Origin of the sequence: Maricurvus nonylphenolicus, assembly GCF_042854845.1 — a bacterium.
GTDB classification, from domain to species: Bacteria; Pseudomonadota; Gammaproteobacteria; order Pseudomonadales; family Cellvibrionaceae; genus Maricurvus; species Maricurvus nonylphenolicus.
Window position 1 is genome coordinate 4,807,305 of the sequence record NZ_AP031498.1, and the last position, 19,025, is coordinate 4,826,329.

12 protein-coding genes are annotated in these 19,025 nt (G+C 49.6%); 6 read left to right on the forward strand and 6 right to left on the reverse strand.

Annotated features, from left to right (window positions below; genetic code table 11):
- The first annotated feature begins 109 nt into the window (after nucleotides 1–109).
- From ACGHZ6_RS20860 to ACGHZ6_RS20885, 6 genes are all read left to right on the forward strand, one after another.
- Nucleotides 110–1,180 carry a helix-turn-helix domain-containing protein gene (locus tag ACGHZ6_RS20860; protein WP_390615978.1) on the forward strand — a complete coding sequence of 357 codons (1,071 nt, stop codon included), beginning with the start codon at nucleotides 110–112 and terminating at the stop codon, nucleotides 1,178–1,180.
- A 107-nt stretch (nucleotides 1,181–1,287) separates the two neighbouring features.
- Nucleotides 1,288–2,259 carry a phytanoyl-CoA dioxygenase family protein gene (locus tag ACGHZ6_RS20865; RefSeq protein ID WP_390615979.1) on the forward strand — a complete coding sequence of 324 codons (972 nt, stop codon included), beginning with the start codon at nucleotides 1,288–1,290 and terminating at the stop codon, nucleotides 2,257–2,259.
- A gap of 134 nt (nucleotides 2,260–2,393) precedes the next feature.
- Nucleotides 2,394–3,875, forward strand: coding sequence for a carboxylesterase/lipase family protein (locus tag ACGHZ6_RS20870; protein WP_390615980.1), 1,482 nt, complete (start codon nucleotides 2,394–2,396; stop codon nucleotides 3,873–3,875).
- 28 nt (nucleotides 3,876–3,903) lie between these two features.
- A complete protein-coding gene (locus ACGHZ6_RS20875; protein ID WP_390615981.1) occupies nucleotides 3,904–5,091 on the forward strand; it encodes an acyl-CoA dehydrogenase family protein in 1,188 nt (395 codons plus the stop codon).
- A 30-nt stretch (nucleotides 5,092–5,121) separates the two neighbouring features.
- The gene (locus tag ACGHZ6_RS20880; RefSeq protein WP_390615982.1) at nucleotides 5,122–6,228 is read left to right on the forward strand and encodes an acyl-CoA dehydrogenase family protein; all 1,107 of its coding nucleotides are present in this window, start codon (nucleotides 5,122–5,124) and stop codon (nucleotides 6,226–6,228) included.
- 268 nt (nucleotides 6,229–6,496) lie between these two features.
- A complete protein-coding gene (locus ACGHZ6_RS20885; protein ID WP_390615983.1) occupies nucleotides 6,497–8,902 on the forward strand; it encodes a TonB-dependent receptor in 2,406 nt (801 codons plus the stop codon).
- 229 nt (nucleotides 8,903–9,131) lie between these two features.
- Here the strand turns inward: ACGHZ6_RS20885 and ACGHZ6_RS20890 are convergent, their stop codons facing one another.
- The 6 genes from ACGHZ6_RS20890 to ACGHZ6_RS20915 form a co-directional block, all read right to left on the reverse strand.
- Nucleotides 9,132–10,670 (reverse strand): class I adenylate-forming enzyme family protein, encoded by a 1,539-nt coding sequence (locus tag ACGHZ6_RS20890; RefSeq protein WP_390615984.1) that lies wholly within the window; start codon nucleotides 10,668–10,670, stop codon nucleotides 9,132–9,134.
- Between the two features lie 197 nt (nucleotides 10,671–10,867).
- Nucleotides 10,868–12,412 (reverse strand): carboxylesterase/lipase family protein, encoded by a 1,545-nt coding sequence (locus ACGHZ6_RS20895; protein WP_390615986.1) that lies wholly within the window; start codon nucleotides 12,410–12,412, stop codon nucleotides 10,868–10,870.
- Nucleotides 12,413–12,545: 133 nt separating this feature from the next.
- Nucleotides 12,546–14,240 carry an AMP-binding protein gene (locus ACGHZ6_RS20900; RefSeq protein WP_390615987.1) on the reverse strand — a complete coding sequence of 565 codons (1,695 nt, stop codon included), beginning with the start codon at nucleotides 14,238–14,240 and terminating at the stop codon, nucleotides 12,546–12,548.
- A 20-nt stretch (nucleotides 14,241–14,260) separates the two neighbouring features.
- Nucleotides 14,261–15,067, reverse strand: a complete 807-nt coding sequence (locus ACGHZ6_RS20905) for an enoyl-CoA hydratase/isomerase family protein (RefSeq protein WP_390615988.1) — start codon at nucleotides 15,065–15,067, stop codon at nucleotides 14,261–14,263.
- A gap of 180 nt (nucleotides 15,068–15,247) precedes the next feature.
- A complete protein-coding gene (locus ACGHZ6_RS20910; protein ID WP_390615989.1) occupies nucleotides 15,248–17,026 on the reverse strand; it encodes an acyclic terpene utilization AtuA family protein in 1,779 nt (592 codons plus the stop codon).
- Nucleotides 17,019–18,998: an acetyl/propionyl/methylcrotonyl-CoA carboxylase subunit alpha gene (locus ACGHZ6_RS20915; protein WP_390615990.1), complete on the reverse strand. Its 1,980-nt coding sequence runs from the start codon at nucleotides 18,996–18,998 to the stop codon at nucleotides 17,019–17,021. Before ACGHZ6_RS20915 ends, ACGHZ6_RS20910 begins: the two co-directional genes overlap by 8 nt.
- Nucleotides 18,999–19,025 lie beyond the last annotated feature (27 nt).

Sequence of the window (19,025 nt, forward strand, 5' to 3'; positions counted from 1 at the left end):
ATTTAGCCTCTACAATGCGAGGCATTGAATCCATGGTACTTGTGGAGGCAAATTCTTGTAGGTTATGATCTACAGTAAATAAGTCACTTCCGGCCAAGCGTTCAGTGATATGTTTCAGTCTTCAACATTAAGCAATCCCTCGCGACTCGTACCCTCTGGTAGCGTTATTCATCTACTGCGCACACTGGAAGAGGCGGGCGTCGACGACTCGACAATACGTCGGGTACTGGAGCTGGACTTCACAGAACTGAATGAGAAAAATAACTGGGTGGAAGCCAAAAAGATTCAGCAGGCTTTTAGCCTGGCTTTGGAGTTACCGGTTCCTGCTGGTTTCTGGCTGACACTTGGAGACAGCTTTAGCGTACACAATTACCACCTGGAGTTGAGTAACTGGATTCTAACGGGCAAGAACTTCGCCGAACTCCTGCCCAAGCTCTATGGATTATATGGTGACACTCTTAGCGAGCCTGACACAGTGGCCACCGATGCAACATCAGCAACTCACTCTGAAGAATATGAAGTCGAAGGTAAAGCCTGGTTAAAACACGTCATCAGCCTTGATCAGTCCGATGACCGGAAATTCCAATACCGCACCGAGTTATCCGCAGCCAGCATGATGAGAGGTTACAAAAGTTTACTCGGCATCAGAGAGCTGGAAGTCAAATTCTTCTTTAGCTATCCGGAACCTGCCTATAGCAGTAAATATCACGACATTTTAGGCGACGATATAACGTTCGATGCTAATCAAACAGAAGTTCATGCCCCCAAAGACTATTTGCACCAAACGTTTATCTCTAGCGATCCGATCATGCATGAGTACTATGAAAAGCAGCTCAGCGAACGCTTTAATACAGGACATGAACAATCACAACTTATCAACAGGGTAGAAACCATCCTGTTGGATTATCACGGCAACTTTCCCTCCATCACCCAGCTCTGCGAACTTCTCGATGTCAGTGAGCGCAGCTTGCGACGCAGTTTAAAGAAGCACAACACCTCCTACCGAGAGCTGTTACTTCACACTAAAATGAAACGCGCCGAGTACTACCTGCGGCAAACCGATATCAGCATTGAAGAAATTGCCTATCGCCTGGATTACAGTGACTACGCCAACTTCCGCCGTGCCTTCCAGGCACAACACGGGGAAACCCCAAGTCGTTATCGCAAACAGTATTCGTAGGAAATGACTAAAATTCTGCATTTCATCACCTACAGCCACACCTAATCACTCAGTACAGTATTTTCACTCGCTGAAAATAATCATGAAATTTGTACCCAGGGTGAATTATGACCATACCAAAGCAAAGCCCCCTTAATTTGAGTGAAGCTGTAAAGGCCCTTAACCTGGAACCCTATGTGTTACAGCTGGAAGTCGATGGCCTGGCGATTATTCCACCGGAGAAAACCGGTGTGGATATAAAAGTCATTGATACGGCCGCCGAGCTGATGCTGGCCGATGCAGAAAATATTACCGGCAGCCCGTTTGATATAAACCACGGCCCGGAAAAAGAACTCGAATGGCCCGCACCACCGTTTGGTTTGCATTTAGGCGATCCGAAAGCCGCGGGGGAATTCGGTGAAGTGACCCAATTCCAGCTGCAATCACTGGCCAGTCGTCACCGGGTTTTTAGAGACCTTGTTATCAACCCTGTCGCCCTGGCCCTGGTGGAACACACCATGGCAACCCAACCACTACTAAGCAGCAGCAACGGCTTTGTTAAATGGCAAGGGGAATTTGGTTACGGCAACAACCTGGGCTTACACAGCGATCAGACACAGGTGCCCATGCCCTGGGGCGCTACTGCATTTAACACCAATGCCACCTGGTGCTTAACCGAGTACTCAAAAGAAGACGGTGCCCTGGCCTATGTACCCGGCTCCCACCGAGAATTTGGCAAACCGCCCGCCGATGCGCACGAGCGGGCTGTGGCCGCCGAAGCACCGAAAGGATCTCTGATCGTCTTTCATGGCGCCACCTGGCACGGAGCCTATGCCCGCACCAAACCCGGCATGCGCCTGACTCTGGCCAACTACTATCGTCACCCCTGCATTTTGCCGCAGGAGGATTTAAAAAACGGGTATAACCCAGAGCACGCCCAGGATTGCCATAATCCGGAGGTTCTGCGCCAGGTCCTCGACCTCGACAGCCCCACGCCTTATGCCACCACCGATAACAGTGAACGCACCAAATTCGGTATGGGCTGGCTGCCCCATGTCAAAGGTAAACAGCCCCACACCATCAAAGCCTTAGCGGATTAAGAAAAGCCTCATTAAGCAGTAATAGGAGCCATTTTGGCCTGGATCATCAAGCCTCTGGCGTATCCTGCCATGGTTCCTATCACTGTATTTCCATAAGCTGGCTTAATAGTTTGCGTATTTAGCCAGAGGCACATATGTCATATTCTTCACCAACGGTCAGCGCACCCACTGGAATATACCAGGGTATCGGCGACACAGAAGTAAATAAATTTCTAGGTATCCGATACGCCAAGCCGCCAACCGGTGAAGCTCGCTTCAAAGCACCACAATCTGTAGATCATTATGATGGTGCTATCGATGCCACACAGTTCGGCAACCGCAGCCTGCAAGCAAAAGGGATGGAGAGCCTGTTTGGCACCTACACGCCGCCCGGCGCAGAAAGCGAAGACTGCCTGTTTCTAAATATTTATACCCCCGCGAATAACAACGAGAACGCTAAAGCCCAGAACGTTAAGCCAGTGCTGGTCTGGATACACGGTGGCGCCTTTGTCGGCGGCTCTGGCCATGAGTTCGACGCCTCAAAAATCGTGGCAGACAACGACGTCATTGTAGTTACCGTAAACTATCGCCTCGGTATTTTTGGCTTTTTGAATCTGCAAAGGCTGGGCGCCGAATTTAAAGGCAGTGCCAACCTGGGGATTCAGGATCAAATAGCCTCCCTGCAATGGATTAATAAAAATATTGCAGCCTTTGGTGGGGATGCATCAAACGTTACCGTGTGGGGCGAAAGTGCAGGCGCCTGCTCTATTCTGGCTCTACTGGGAGCCCCTAGAGCGGAAGGTCTTTTCCAGCGCGCCATTGCTTTTAGCGGTTATGAAACCGTAAACCCACCAATAGACCAACTGGACCTGGTTAAGGCACACCTTGAAACAGATTCCGATACAGAATGTCTGGCCAAGTTAATGGCCATGTCGGCAGAAGAACTTGCCGCGGTTCAACATACACTGCCGTTATCTTACGGAGTCTCCCTCGATCAAACGGTTATCACACGCCCTGCCTCCGAAGCCATCAAAGAGGGGCATGCCAAAAACATTCCCATCATTCTTGGTAACACCCAGAGTGAAGGCCCACTGCTAACCATTGCCTTCGGTTCCGCTGCCTCTGCCATTGAAATGTTTATTAGCTTGATGGCGAGCACCATTAGCCGAGATGACGGATCCAGTTACCTGTCACACCTCAATAGCAAGGCAGCAGACAGCCACCCCAAACAACGTATGAACCAGATGTGGCAGGATCTTTTCCGCTCCAGCGCCACACGTGTGGCTGCAGCCGCATCAAGCCATGGCGCCGGCGGTTGGGTTTACAATTTTGATGTGGAAACCGATCACCCGCTGGGTATCGCCCACGCCTCCGAAATTCCCTTTACCTTTAACTGGGTATCGGAAGACAACCCTTTGTGTGTTTTCCACCAACCCACGCCGATCAATATTGAGCTGGCAAGCAAGTGGTCCAGAACGCTGATCGAGTTCGCCAAATCCGGCTCTCCCAATGGCCATGGCCTGCCAGACTGGCCACAGTACACAGCAGAAGCCTATCAATGTCTGCGACTCAGCCAACAACCAGCAGTTATAGATAACCCCGATGGCAACATGCTGTCGATCTATCAAGTGAAATAACATTTAACACGTAATTGAGTAACGATGTATGAGTGAACTGGAAACTTTCCGTCAACAGACACGTGCCTGGCTGGAGGAGAACTGCCCCAGCTCTTTGCGCAATATGACAACCACTGCTGTCGAAGACTATATGTGTTGGGGCGGCAAGAACTGGACCTTCTCGTCCCCTGACGAAAAGTTGTGGCTCGATCGTATGGTTGATAAAGGCTGGACGGTGCCCGGCTGGCCAACGCAATATGGCGGCGCCGGTCTGAGCCGTGAAGAAACCGAGATCCTCGAACAGGAAATGCAGTCACTGAACTGCCCTACCCCACTGACCGGTTTCGGCATCTGGATGCTTGGCCCTGCCCTGCTGCAATTTGGTAACGAAGAACTTAAACAACAACACCTGCCAGCCATTGCGCGCGGTGAAGTGCGTTGGTGCCAGGGTTATTCAGAACCTGGGGCGGGTTCTGATCTGGCCGACGTAAGAACCAAAGCCGAAGACAAAGGTGATCACTACCTGGTTAACGGCCAAAAAGTCTGGACCTCCTACGGCGATAAAGCCGACGCTATTTTTGTACTGGTGCGCTCAAACCCGGATGCCCGCAAACATCTTGGCATCAGCTTTGTACTGGCAGACATGAATCAGCCCGGTATCGAAGTACGTCCAATCACCTTGATTTCAGGTACCCGCGATTTCTGTGAAGTCTTCTTTGATGATGCCCGCGTTGAAAAGGATCAGGTTGTTGGGGAAGTGAACAAAGGCTGGGATGTTGCCAAATACTTGCTAACCCATGAACGTGAGATGCAAGCAGGCTTTGGCTCACAAGGTGACTCACAAACCCTGTCCGATTTTGCCCTGCACATCTTCGGCGACAAAGAAAACCTCGCTGCCAGCGGTATGCGCGACAAGATTGCTGAATTTGAAATCGACGCCCTGGCTTTTGACAGTACCATGAACCGTTTTTTATCCATGGCCGAAGCGGGTGAATCATTGGGTGCCAACTCTTCAATGCTGAAGTATTACGGTACCGAGCTCAACAAACGCCGCGCCGAACTGATGGTCGACATAACCGGCCTGGATGCCGCCAATTGGGATAGCACAGGGCCAGATGGTAAATCCTTACCACAGACCTATTTACGCACCAAAGGTAATTCTATTGAGGGTGGCACAACAGAAGTACAACTCAATATTATGTCCAAGTTTTTACTCGGCCTTCCCAGCGGCAAGTAAGTTCAGGTATTTAAGCGTTAGGTATTAATCATGCTATACAATGAAGATCAAAAATTAATTCTCGATGCCGCCCAAGGAATGCTTAGCAGTGTTGCACCGGTTAGCGCATTCCGAGATTTACGCAGCCAACATACCACTGCGTATTCAGACGATGTGTGGCAAGCCATTGCCGAAATGGGCTGGACAGCCATTCTGGTACCCGAGCAATATGATGGCCTGTCACTCAGCGCTATCGAAGCCGGTATTGTAGCCCAGGAAATGGGCAAACACCTCACCGTCAGTCCGTTTATCTCCTCATCAGTGTTGGCAACTGTTGCGCTACGCGAAAGTAACAACGAAGCATTAAAAAGTCGCTTGCTGCCATCGATGGCCAGCGGTGAAATCAAAGTAGCTTTTGCCTGTGACGGCGGCCCTCGTCATAACGGTAAGCTTTCTGGCATTCATTGCACCGTGGAAGGCTCGCACGTTAGCGCCAGCATCGCGAATGTGACAGATGCGCAAACAGCGAATCATGTCATCGTTTACCTGTCAGTTAACGGTGAACCCACACTGGTTTGCATTGACAGTAATGCCAATGGTATCACCAGCGAAGAGCTACCTATGATCGATGCCAGTGCAGCTTCTAAGCTAACGCTGACAAACATTGAGATAGTCGACGACGCTATTCTGGCCAAAGGTGATGAGGCCAAAGCTATTGTTGAAACGGCAGTCGCTTATGGTCGTGCCATACTCGCGGCAGAGCTTTTGGGCTCGGCAGAACAGGCTATGCACATGACCGTTGAATACCTCAAAGAGCGTAAACAGTTCGGCGTTTTGATTGGTTCATTCCAGGCCCTGCAACACCGCGCAGCTATGCTTTATTCCGAAATCGAATTAGCAAGAAGCATTGTATTAAACGCATTAAATGCATTAGCCAATGGCCAAGACAATGCTGCCGCGCTTGCTGTTGCTGCCAAATCGAAAGCGAACGATGCGGCTATTCTTGCTGGCCAGGAAGGCGTGCAATTACATGGTGGCATCGGCATGACCGATGAGCACGATATTGGCTTGTACCTAAAACGTATTCGCACCTCGTCACTGAAGCTGGGGGATAGTTATCAACTGAAATCCCTCTATGCGACCATGGCGGGTTTCTAAGTCACCTTAAGCCTTTTATTCGCCTCTACATTCGCCTCTTGGAGCGGATTTAGAGGCGAATAGTTTCTCAAAATACCCCTTTGATATGAGCCATTTTTCTAACGTTTCAACCCATAACCTGAGCGCATACCGCACCATAAAAAGGTATTAGACATTATGGCGCAGCTTCCCCAACATGGAAGCTCATAATAATAATTTGAAGATCAGAATGTCTGCCGTTTAGCGTCTGTGCCTTCTTAAACCCGGAGAAGAAAGAGAGTAACTATCCATGAAAATATATAATAAAACTCTACCTGCAAGCTTGGCACTCGCCAGTGCCGTCAGTCTGGCTACGGCAGAAATGGCGATGGCCGAAGATGTCAGTTTCCTTGAGGAAATTATTGTTACCGCAGAGAAGCGTGAAGCGTCCCTGCAAGATACCCCTATTTCCATTTCCGCTTTCAGTGAAGATATGCGTGATAATATGGGTATCACCAGTGCCGCTGATGTTGCCAACCATACGCCCGGCATGACCTACAACGGTAACCCTAACCGTATCTTTATTCGTGGTGTTGGTCGCGTTGACAATTCACTGGGTTCCGAACCGGGTGTTGCCATCTATAAAGACGGCATTTACAGTAACGAATCTACTGCTCTTTCGGATTCTACTTTTTTCTCTGATCGTGTTGAAATCTTACGTGGTCCCCAAGGAACCCTGTACGGTCGTAACGCGATTGGTGGTGCTGCCGCTGTACATTCCAAAAAACCTACCGACGATTTTGAAGGCGCTGTTCGTGTAGGTGGCTATAGTTTTGACGGTGTTAAATTAGGTGTTTCTCACTCCGGTCCAATCAACGATAAGGTTCGCTACCGCGTTGCCGCCGAAAGCGATAAAAATGACGGTTTTGTAGAAAACAAATCCGGTGCTGATCAGAACGGTAATGACTTTAAGCGCTGGGAAGTTCAGTTTGATATCGATCTGACTGAAAATCTGAATTTGTGGGTTCTGTATCAAGATGAATCTTACGATTCCAGTCAAATCGGTGCTGTAATGGCTTCCCCATACAACACAACCTCTCCAGCACCAATTGCCCCCGTAGCTTCAGTACCTGACTTATTTGCAAGCTTTGCGGCTAACGGTGAACAACTGGTGCCCAATGCTCAATTTGGCCATACCTTAGGTAACCCGACGGCTAGCGATATACATAAGGTTGACTGGAGCGAAGGTGGCCATAACAAACAAGATGGTGACCGTGCGACAGTCCACCTCACCTATAACTTCGACAATATGCAGTTGAAGTATATCTATGGCTATAACGACTACGAATGGGACTATCTTGGCGACTATGACAAAACCGGTCGTAGCGATCTGCAATACTTCTCGGTTCTGGGTCAAGATGAGCGTTACGAGCAACACGAAATCCAATTGATCTCTGACTTCGGTGGTGATGTTGAATTTATCTTTGGATTGTTCCAATGGGAGTCAGAAAATTACCAACCACTTTCTCTGACCGCACCAAACAACCCTGTGGTGCAAACCCCAATCATTATTGATTTTGATACCTGGTCAGCGACTGATGCCCCGGCCAACCCAACCGGCGCATTCTATTCACAGTACGGTGATCTGGAAACAAAATCGCAAGCTGCCTATGGTCAGATTGACTTCTACCCTACCGAAAAATGGCATTTTGCCCTCGGCCTTCGCTACTCGAAAGACGAGAAAAAGGCTGAAGAATACCAACGTGTTATTTTTGATGAGCAGGGAGCGTACGCCCCCCTGTTAGCGCTTTCATTCTTTGACTTCTCAGCAGTAACCAACGCGCCAACACCAGGTGTACACAGCGCCTGGGATCTAAGTAATGGCGGCATGACAGCTACCCATAAAGATGATTGGTCCTCAACCGACTGGTCCCTTGGAGCTGATTATTCCTTCAACGATGACACCATGGTCTACGGTAAGGTTTCCACGGGTTATAAAGCTGGTGGTTACAGATTGGGTAGCCTGCAAGAAAATCCAGCTGTTGATCCAGAAAGTGTTATGGCATGGGAAATTGGTCTGAAAACACAATTTGAGCGCGCTATTATTAACGCCTCTGCCTACTACTACGACTATGAAGACATGCAGGTTCCCGTCAATGTTATTGACAACGGCGTTAGTAATAAGAAATTTGTCAACGCCAAGGAAGCCGCGCAGTGGGGACTTGAAGTAGATGTGCAGTGGGCTGTAACAGATGCGTTAACGCTCTATTCGACCTATACCTACATGAACACTGAAATCAAGACTATGGGCTTCGACGTAGAGGATGAAACAGATCCAGCCTATGTCGCCAACGACCTGTCGGGCAATGATCTGATTAAGTCACCTCCTCATAAGTTTACCTTGATGGCCGATTATACCTGGGCACTATCGACAGGGGATCTTAAGCTGGTCACGGCCTATGTTTATACCGACAGTCAGTACTCCACTATCTTTAACGATAAAGCAACCGAGATTGATTCATCTGAACGTACCGACGTTCGCCTGACATACCTGAACAATCAACATGATCTACGTGTTAGTGCTTATGTGACCAATGTTTTTGATGAAGAGATTATCGAAAGCTTAAGTCGCAGCAGCTCCTACACCAACAATCAGTTAACGGCATCTATTCAGCCGCCAAGAATGTTCGGGGTAGAAATCAACTACGGTTTCTAAGTTAAAAACCTTGCTCTCCGAGCTATCTCATATGATAGCTCCTTCAAAGGCCAGCCTTATTCAAGGTTGGCCTTTTTTATATCAGTATCAGGTGAGGAGTTACTCAGGTACAGTTTTATATAACCGGAGACGATACAAAAGAGGAAAGCATTGAAGTAACAGCGAGGTTACGGAGAAATATGATGATGACCAGCCTGGATTCAGAACTGGCCTTTTACAACTTTCTTGGTTAATCGACAGCCTGATCAGGCGTGGTTTCTCGCTCAGCTAACACTCTTCTTTGAGCCTTGCCATTAAAATCGCGAGGGATCTCATCGATAAACTCAATAAAACGAGGACGCTTGTAACCGGCGATATGCTCTCGGCACCAGGCGACAATCTCCTCGCGACTGAGACTGGCATCGGGCGCAACTACCACACAGGCTTTAACTGCTTCCTGCCAGCGGGGATCGGGAACCCCCACCACACAGGCATCGACGATACTCGGGTGACTGACCAATACTGAATCCACCTCGGCTGGATAGACATTTTCACCACCGGTTTTAATTAACTCTTTTTTGCGACCGGCGATATAAAGGAATCCATCCTCATCCTGGTAAAACAGGTCACCGGTATGCAGCCAGCCGTCAACGATGGTGTCTGCCGTGGCTTCAGGCAAATTGTGATAACCCATGGTAATGGTTTCACCTTTAATCAGCAGCTCACCCACTTCACCGCAGGCAACCTCCTGGCCGTTGTCATCAACAATGCGCGAGGCCAAATGTGGCATGACCTTGCCACAGGATTTTATGTGCGCCAGCTGATCCTCGAGACTCATCATGGTAATCCAGCAGCCGGATTCGGTCTGCCCGTACATACAGCGCATATCCACATTAAGTCCCGCGGCCAATATTTCGAGAGCTTCTTTCGGGAAGGCACCACCGGGAACAATTAACAGTCGCAATTTAAGTTGCAGCTGCAGCTTTTCCAGCAAGGTAAAGTAAGGAAAGGCCTCTCCCATGACCGGCTGGATAGTTACGCCTTCACGCTCACTCAATCTGAGGGAGTCTTCGTAACTGTTGTCCCGTGCAGGAATAACCACCTTGGCACCGGCAATTAATCCGCACAGCAAGGTACCGAAGCCATTGACGTGAAATAGCGGGAAAGGCTCCAGCACACAATCTTTCTCGGTAATACCCAGCTGATGCATCCAGCTCAAAACATTGATGAAATATCCACCCTGACTGTGTTGGCAACCTTTTGGACGCCCGGTGGTGCCACTGGTATAGAGCATATACCAGCGATCATTGCGACTAACCTCAACATTAAGTTCATTTGCATCAGCGTTAGTATTCACATCAAATGGCGCCAGGGCACCTTGTGGATCACCTTCCTCAATAAAATAAGCTTCGGTTCCACCGGCCTCGTTAAACAGGGTTTCAAAACGCGTTGAGACAAAGTAAAACTGCGGTGACGCATCGGACATGATGTAGCTGAGCTCCGCGGGCGCCAAGCGCCAGTTAAGGGTCAGCAGTGTGGCACCCAGCTTGGCTGTCGCAATGCTCAGCTCAACCATCGCCAGGCCATCAAGCAATAGCGTTGCAATGATGGTGTCCTTATTCACTCCCTGCGCTTGAAGAGCCTGCGCCAGAACGTCTGTGCGCTTATCCAGTTCCGCATAAGTCAACCTAGCATTATCGGCAACCAGAGCTTCGCGCGTAGCGCAGCGTGCAGCCACATTGTGAAACAAGGTGGCCATAGTTTGTGAATCAGTACTGATGTTTTTCATGCGTTACCAAACCTTTGCTTTGTCTCGAACATATTGCTCCCTCTTAGAGGATAGCATCTGCCATATCTGTATCTATATGGATGATACCTAAACAGAATATTTAAAGAGTTTATAGCTAAAATGTCGATGACAATTCAAGCCGCACCCTTGATGAGTTAGGCCGCTTAAAGCAAGCTCATTTGCAGGGTAACTTTCAATCAACCATACCAGATCTCTCTTAGGTGTCTGTCGACGTCGTTGTGCAGCTCAATCTTGTCATCAAAAATCATCGTGGCGCGCTGCTCTGCGTCGAAAGGCTTCCACTCCGGAATATTGGCTGTTGGCTTACCGGTCTTGGCGAAGTTCACCCAAACATCACTGACGGTGTCGGCCAGATTACGAATCGGCTCCAGATCCCCAAGAATAAGCTCGAAAGCCTCGAGATTATTGAAGCACAGTGCAATATCAATACCGTGCATCGAACCAATACCGGCCACCGGTGAAGACCAATTAAACTGATACAGCCAGGTTTTTCCGGGTGAGGCCTCGGCGTGCATTTCTGCTGCTCTAACAGTGCCGCGACGGAACATACAATCGGTTAGTATCTGACCGCGCACATATTTGTTGGGCACTCCTGGCATCGCCTTCTTGTAGCGCTCGAACACCAACTTGTGCTCTTTTCTCGGTAGCATCAGATGCTTAAACATCGGCATGCAATACCAGGCAGCAAACGCTTCCGGCCCGGGCATGGTCAGCGGGAAGAGGCGGCCGTCTTCGGCAACTGTACCAATCATCAAATCGATATCTTTGGCGGTACCTTGCTGAATAGAATCCAGCAGATGCACCGGCATAAATTCGGTACCGCTAACGCAGCCGTAATTACTATTAATGACCAGTGAGCCGTACCTTTCTTCGGCGTCTTTTCGGGCCAGTAACTTCCTTGCCGCCGTCATGGCTTTAACAGTGTCTTTACCGGTCAAGGCTGAAATGGCAGCCCGGTCACCGGGTTTGATGCCGATCGCTTTCAGTAAATCCGGTGCAAAATGTTGATGGTCAGAAACCGGAGCGCAAAACTCCGGCGTGCCACTCTGGGCGATGGCTCTCTTGAACAATCCTTTGGATGCGGGGCTGGCGACCATAACCACAATACTTTGGCCTCCGGCTGATTCGCCAAAGATGGTCACGTTATCAGGGTCACCGCCAAACTGACGGATATTTTCCTGCACCCAGCGCAGTCCGGCCAGGGTATCTTCAAAGCCACGATTGGGCCCACAGAAATCGTCGTCGAACATGCCCGGCGCTACAAAGAATCCCTGCAGGGCAAAGCGGTAGTTAATCGAGACAACCACAACCCCCTTTTTCGCCAGGTTCTTCCCTTCATAGATTGGCAGCGAATTGGCTCCCGCCACATAGGCACCACCGTGGATATAAAACATCACCGGTAGCTTGGCGTCTGTGTCAAGACTGGGTGACCAGACATTGAGATTGAGGCAGTCATCACCTTGAGGTCCTGTAACATCGATGACTTCCAAAAACTTCTTTCCGGCGGGACCCGCTATCCACATTGGAGGAGAAGGCTGTTGTGGTACCACGTTGCCATATTGAGTGGCATCTCTGGTACCAGACCATGACTCTGGCGGCTTTGGTGGCAACCAGCGGTTTTCACCCGAGATAGGGGCGGCGTAGGGAATACCTTTAAAACTGTTTATGCCATCAACTTCGCTACCTGCCAACTTGCCGTGCGAAATGGTCACTGTGTTCATTTCTTATCCTTATTAATATCACTAAAAAGGAAGATTTTCCCCTGTTACACAACAGGGGAGTAGGTGATGAACTACACGATTTTGGTCATTTTCGGATCCGTGTTATTGAGACTACGTTCCTATTCATACGCTCCTATTCATACTCTCCTATCCAGTGTAGCAACAGTTGCCCCTTCTCTGCGGACTCAAGTGCTAATCGCTCCCCCAATTCAGCAAAACGCTCATCGATTTTTTCACGACGGATCTTCAACGTTGGCGTCAGTACACCGCTATCAATGGTCCAGGGTTCAAGCGTAATAATCACCGCGCCAATACGGGCGTGTTTTTCAATAGTGTTATTGATAGCCGTTACCGTTTCCTGGATCGAGGTTTCAACGTTTTGCTTGGGCTCATTACTGGCCGCTTGTGTAAGGACCGCTACCATGACAGTTTTGGAAAAACCACGCCCAATCAGACACTGCTGTTCTACATGCTCATTGCTGGCAAACTGCCCTTCAATCGGCGGTGGCGCAACAAATTTACCGTGAATGGTTTTGAAGTAATCTTTAACACGGCCGGTGATAAAAACAAAACCGTCTTCATCAACGCGGGCCTTATCACCTGTGTGCAGCCAACCATCTTGAAAAAGCTCCGCCGTTTTTTCTGGTTGTTTGTAATAACCTGGCGTCAAACCATCGGTACGCACCACCAGCTCACCGGCTTCGGTAATTTTGTATTCCACACCATCCAACGGTTTACCAATCGAGCCTACTCGGCGACAGCCGTCACGGCTGATAATTAAATTCATGGCTTCTGTTTGGCCAAAGCCTTCCATAATCTCCAGGCCCAGCGCTTCCCACCACTCGATTAGTGAAGCGGACAAGGGAGCCGACCCAGAAGCACTATAAAACGCTTCACCAAAACCAAACTCGGTAAGAACCTGTTTGCCGAAACCATCCTGATCTTCAGTTAACTTCCGTTCAAAGGCTTCAAACCCGCCATACTTTTCGACGATAGCCTGCTGAAATTGTTGCCAAACCCGCGGCACCGCAAAGAAAATATGGGGTTGGGTGCGCTGCAAATCTGACAATAAGGTTTCCAGAGACTGGTTAAAGCTTACCGCAGCGCCTCGAAATAGAGATTGAAATTCAATAATCTGGCGCTCGGCAATATGCGACAGCGGTAGATAGGAAAGATAACGTATCTGCTCGTTTTGCTTTTCTGAATCCGGGCTCTCGAGTTCAGCACGACGAATCGGGATAAGATTGCTGTTGTGGGTTTGAATCACCCCTTTAGGCATACCGGTAGTACCCGAGGTAAAGACCAACGAGATAGCGTCATCAGGTTGGTTATTGTAAACCGGTTTTTTACCTTGCCCTTCGGCCAGCAGGGTTTCCCACTTTAAGCATTGGCTTTCGGCCCCAATAACATCATCGGGTAATTCTGTACCTGGCAGCGTCACGATGGTGATATCGGCGGGTAATACTCTTTTGATGGCCTGCCAATTGGTCGACTCACCGACAAAAATGACCTTGGCCTCAACAAACGCTGCCAGATATTCAACCGTCTCTGCAGCCTGCGTAGTAAAAATAGGGCAAGTCACATTACCGGAACGAATAATCGCCATATCCGCTAATACCCAGTGGGCACAATTACGCGATAACAACAGCATATTAATGCCATGACCAAAGCGTTTCTCCAGCGCTGCAGCGACAGCATTGATTTCAGCTCTGCCTTCAGACCAGCTGTAATCTTTACTACCGGTTGCGGTTAAATCCCTCAGCCAGGGTTTATGACCGGCGTTTTCTGCCCAGTGATCTAAATAATCGATTAACGTGTTGTTATTCATGATTCTGCTTTTATCCCACTCTAATCCCAATTAGGTTCACGTTTTTCAAAAAACGCGGTAATACCTTCGATGGCATCAGGCGTTTGTACAATAGCTTCGATCTGGGTACGCAAGTACGGCAGTGCGGTATCGAAGTCCATGGCATCCTGTTTTACATACGCCGCCAGGCCCATACTCATGGAACCTGGTGCCAGGCTCGCCAGCTCTGTTGCCAGACTCGCCACGTGATCTTGTAAGCTTTCAGGGGCAACAGCCTCATTAATCAGGCCCCATTTTTCAGCCTGTGATGTTGTGATGGAATTACCACGCATCACAAAATCCAGTGCCGCACGCTGTGGCATGACACGGAACAAACCACCCATCACCATAAACGGCCATAAACCGCGCTTGATTTCCGGTGCGGAGAACTTAACGCCTTCAGCGGCAATGGCATGGGTCACATTGCAGAGGAACAACAAACCACCGGCGTACAGATTACCCTGTACACAGGCAATGCTCGGTTTGTTAAGGTGCCGTAAGCGCAGAGAAATCTCATCTTGCCCACCACGCACAGGGACGGTAGAGGTCGTTTCCTGAGCCTGGCCGCTCATAGCCGCCAAATCGCCACCGGCACAGAACACATCGCCCTTGGCCGCTAATACAACTACGCGAACATCGCGCTCCTGTTTGGCGTAATCCAATGCGTAAATAATTTCTGCTGCCATCACGGTATTAATGGCATTTTTACGCTCTGGGCGATTGAGGGTGATGGTCAGGATGTGGTTTTTAATTTCCAGTTTGATGGCCTCGAAGACCAATCCCTCTAGGGATAATTTTTCTTCAGTCATTTTTCTCGCACCTTGTATTTGCCATCCCCGAGAAATCGGGGATCCAGTGATTTAGCACTTGGCTGAATTTAGATGAGTAATCCATGCAGTGTATAGAATACTGGATGTAAGTTACTCACTTCGTAGCCCTGGATTCCCGCCTGCGCGGGAATGGCGATAGTTATTTGTGTTTTCTATTAATTATCCATTGTAGAGAGATGCCGGAACGTCAATCATCTTCGCCCTCAAGTACTCCCCCATGGATTTCGCCTGAGGATCTGTACGTACCGATGAAGCAACCCCCTCGCCCAAAATACCTTTGATAAAGAAGTTCAGCGAATGGATATTGGCCAGATCATAACGAACCACTTCCAGATCAGCCGCTTCAGGCATCAACTCTTTCAACCGTTCAACGGTTAAAAAATCATGTAAGAAACCATAAGCTGCTTCGCTGGTCGCCCAGACACCGATATTGGCACAGCCACCTTTATCACCGGAGCGTGTACCAAATAAACGACCCAGAGGAATACTGACGGTATCGTCTGAGACTGTGGGAGCCGCAGGTACTTGTGCAGGATCTCTTGCAGGAACAACCTGATATTTAACCGGCTCTAAATCCAGCTGACTGGTTGGCTTCACCTCAATGACCTGACCGTCGATGTGGACATACTCAGTGATATATTGGCTATCGACCAGGGTTGGCCAGTAGGCCAGAAAAGGCGCGCCGTGACCGATAGGCGTTGCCGGACCAAAGCCTGGGATATTAGCCAGGGCTATCTCGGTAAATTTAGCTGAAAATAAACGGCCAACCAAATCCTTGTTCTGAGATTTAGCAATAATTCTTAAACGAGCGAAGGCTTCTTCATTGATACGAGGATTTTCTTTATCGCTGCGAATAAGTTCAACCGAAACCTCATCAAATTGCTCCTTACCACCAAGGCCGTTAAAGAAGGCATCCGTTACCACCGTGGCTTTTTCCTCAATATCCAGCCCCGTAAGTAGAACCTCAATACCGTTACGGAAGCCACCGTGAGTATTGATGCATACCTTGTGACTTGGCGGAGGGCAGGAGCCCTTACAACCGCTGACGTAAACGCGATCCTCACCGGTTTGCTCAATGCTCAAGGTATCGAAGTGACCTATCACATCCGGGTTTTTGTAGGCAGGATCACTGATCTCATACAACAACTGTGATTTAACCGTTCCTACAGACACTAAACCACCGGTACCTGGATGTTTGGTAATGGTGAAGTTACCGTTGGCTTCAATCTCGGCAATGGGATAGCCAGGGTTATCGAAGCTGGGAACTTCCTGGAAGAAAGCGTAGTTGCCACCAGTCGCCTGTTGCCCACACTCAATCACATGGCCCGCCGCCAGTGCACCTGCCAGTGCATCGTAATCGGCACGCTGCCAGTTAAACTTCCAGGCCGCCGGCCCAATTACAACTGCGGCATCCGTAACACGCGGACAGATCACAATATCTGCGCCCTGATCCAGGGCTTCTTTGATACCCCAGGCGCCCAGATAGGCATTCGCCGTCAGCAAATGATGTTTGTTGTCGGCCAGGTTTGCACCCGTATCCATATTGACAAAGGCTTCGCCTTTGTCGTGCAGCTCTTGCATGCGCGGCGCTAAATCATCGCCGTCAATATAGGCGACCTTCACATCAAGGTTTAACTCTTTAGCTATCTCTTCAACCGCATCGGCCATGGCTGCAGGGTTCAAGCCACCGGCATTGCTGACGATTTTGATATTTTTTTCGATGCAAGGTTTCAGGACTTGTTTGATCTGTTTTAAAAACGTACCGACATAACCGGTATTACGCTGAACTTTCTGGCCATGCAAAATGGCCATGGTCAGTTCGGCCAGATAGTCACCGGTTAATACATCGATCGGCCCACCTTCCACCATTTCCAGTGCGGCGGATAATTTATCACCGTAGAAACCGCTACAGTTTGCAATCTTGATGACTTCACTCATCGCCTTCTTCCCCCTCAACCGTTACCAGCAACTGCTTGGATTTCACCTGCTGACCGGCGTTACAACTAATCACCGAAACAGTGCCACTAATACCTGCTTTGATGGCGTGCTCCATCTTCATGGCTTCCAGTACAACCAGAGTTTGACCGGCTTCAACGGTGTCACCTTCGCTAACCAGAACTTCGACAATGGCACCATCCATTGAGGCTTTGGCTTGTCCGCTGCCGGCACCACCGGCGGCGGCCGCAGGCTGTTGAGTAACGTCTTCCAGAATAAAGTGGCCAGTACCGTCATCCAGATACAGCGTCTTGCTATCGAAGGCAAAGTTCAGGGTTTCGCGTACACCGTTCTCAATAAAGACACAGGTGTTTTCCTCCAGAGAAATACAAGCCAGCGATGCGCTTTCGTCACCCACACTGATCTCAAGCTGGCTACCTGCATTAGTCAGGTTAACGACAGTGGCCTTGCCGTCGAACGCCAGCTTGTACGAATAAGTTTGTGTGCTCGCACGACCCCAGCTGAAATGTTTATCCTGGTTGGCATCGATCGAACGATGGAAATACAGCATGGCGGCTTTAGCCAGGGTGTTGGCCGATGGCTCCTTCTGATCCATGCTGACGTCAGCACTAAAGTGCTGTTCAATAAATGCCGTGGTCGCCTCACCGGCTCCAAACACGTCGTGACGCAATACGTTTTGCAGAAACAGTTTGTTGTTGTTCATACCCAGCAGTTGGGTATCCTGCACTGCAGAGGCCAAACGGCGAATCGCCTCAGCACGGTTATCACCGTAGGCAATTACTTTGGCAATCATGGGGTCGTAGAAAGGACTCACTTGCTGCCCGGTTTGAATGCCATGATCCATACGAATACCGGCACGTTCACTTGGGTAATCCCATAAACGAACCTGACCGGTTTGTGGCATAAAGTTGTTACGTGGATCTTCGGCGTACAAACGAACTTCAACCGCATGACCGGTTAACTCAACCTGCTCCTGAGTCAGCGGCAGGGTTTCACCGGCGGCGACTTTTAATTGCCAGGCCACCAGATCCAGGCCGGTAATCAACTCGGTCACCGGGTGCTCTACCTGCAATCGGGTATTCATTTCCAGGAAGTAGAAGTTTTTATCCGCATCAACCAGGAATTCAACGGTACCGGCACCGCGATAGCTACAGGCTTTGGCAGCGTTAACCGCAGCCTCACCCATACACTGGCGCAGCTCTGGGTCAACAAACGGCGACGGCGCCTCTTCAACCACTTTCTGGTGGCGACGCTGAATAGAACAATCACGCTCGCCCAGGTACACCGCATTACCATGCTCATCGGCAAATACCTGAATTTCAATATGACGCGGTTCGATAACGGCGCGCTCCAGAATCAGCTCACCGCTACCAAAGGCGGTTTCGGCTTCCGAACGCGCTGTACGGATTTGCTCGGCCAATTCGCTTTCTTCAAACACCAAACGCATACCACGGCCACCACCACCGGCAGAGGCTTTTACCATCAGCGGGAAACCAATTTCTTTGGCTTTGGCCAGTAGGGTTTCATCGGACTGATCGGCATCCTGATAACCGGGAATGCAAGGTACACCGGCTTCAATCATGGCGATCTTCGACAGACGTTTGCTGCCCATCAAATTGATGGCTTCGCTGCGCGGACCGATAAAGGTAATACCCTGGGCTTCACAGGCTTCAGAAAACGCTGCGTTTTCTGACAGGAAACCGTAACCCGGGTGGATGGCGTCAGCGCCGGTTTGTTTGGCAGCTGCCAGAATTTTATCGGCAACCAAATAAGATTCACCGACAGCCGCGGGGCCAATGCAAACCGCTTGATCTGCTTCCTGCACGTGTAAAGCGCCTGCATCGGCTTCACTGTATACCGCAACGGTACGGTAACCCTGATCACGAGCGGTACGCATCACGCGAACGGCAATTTCGCCACGGTTGGCAACTAATACTTTGGTAATTTTGCTCATAATTATTTAATTCCTAAATTTGCCGAA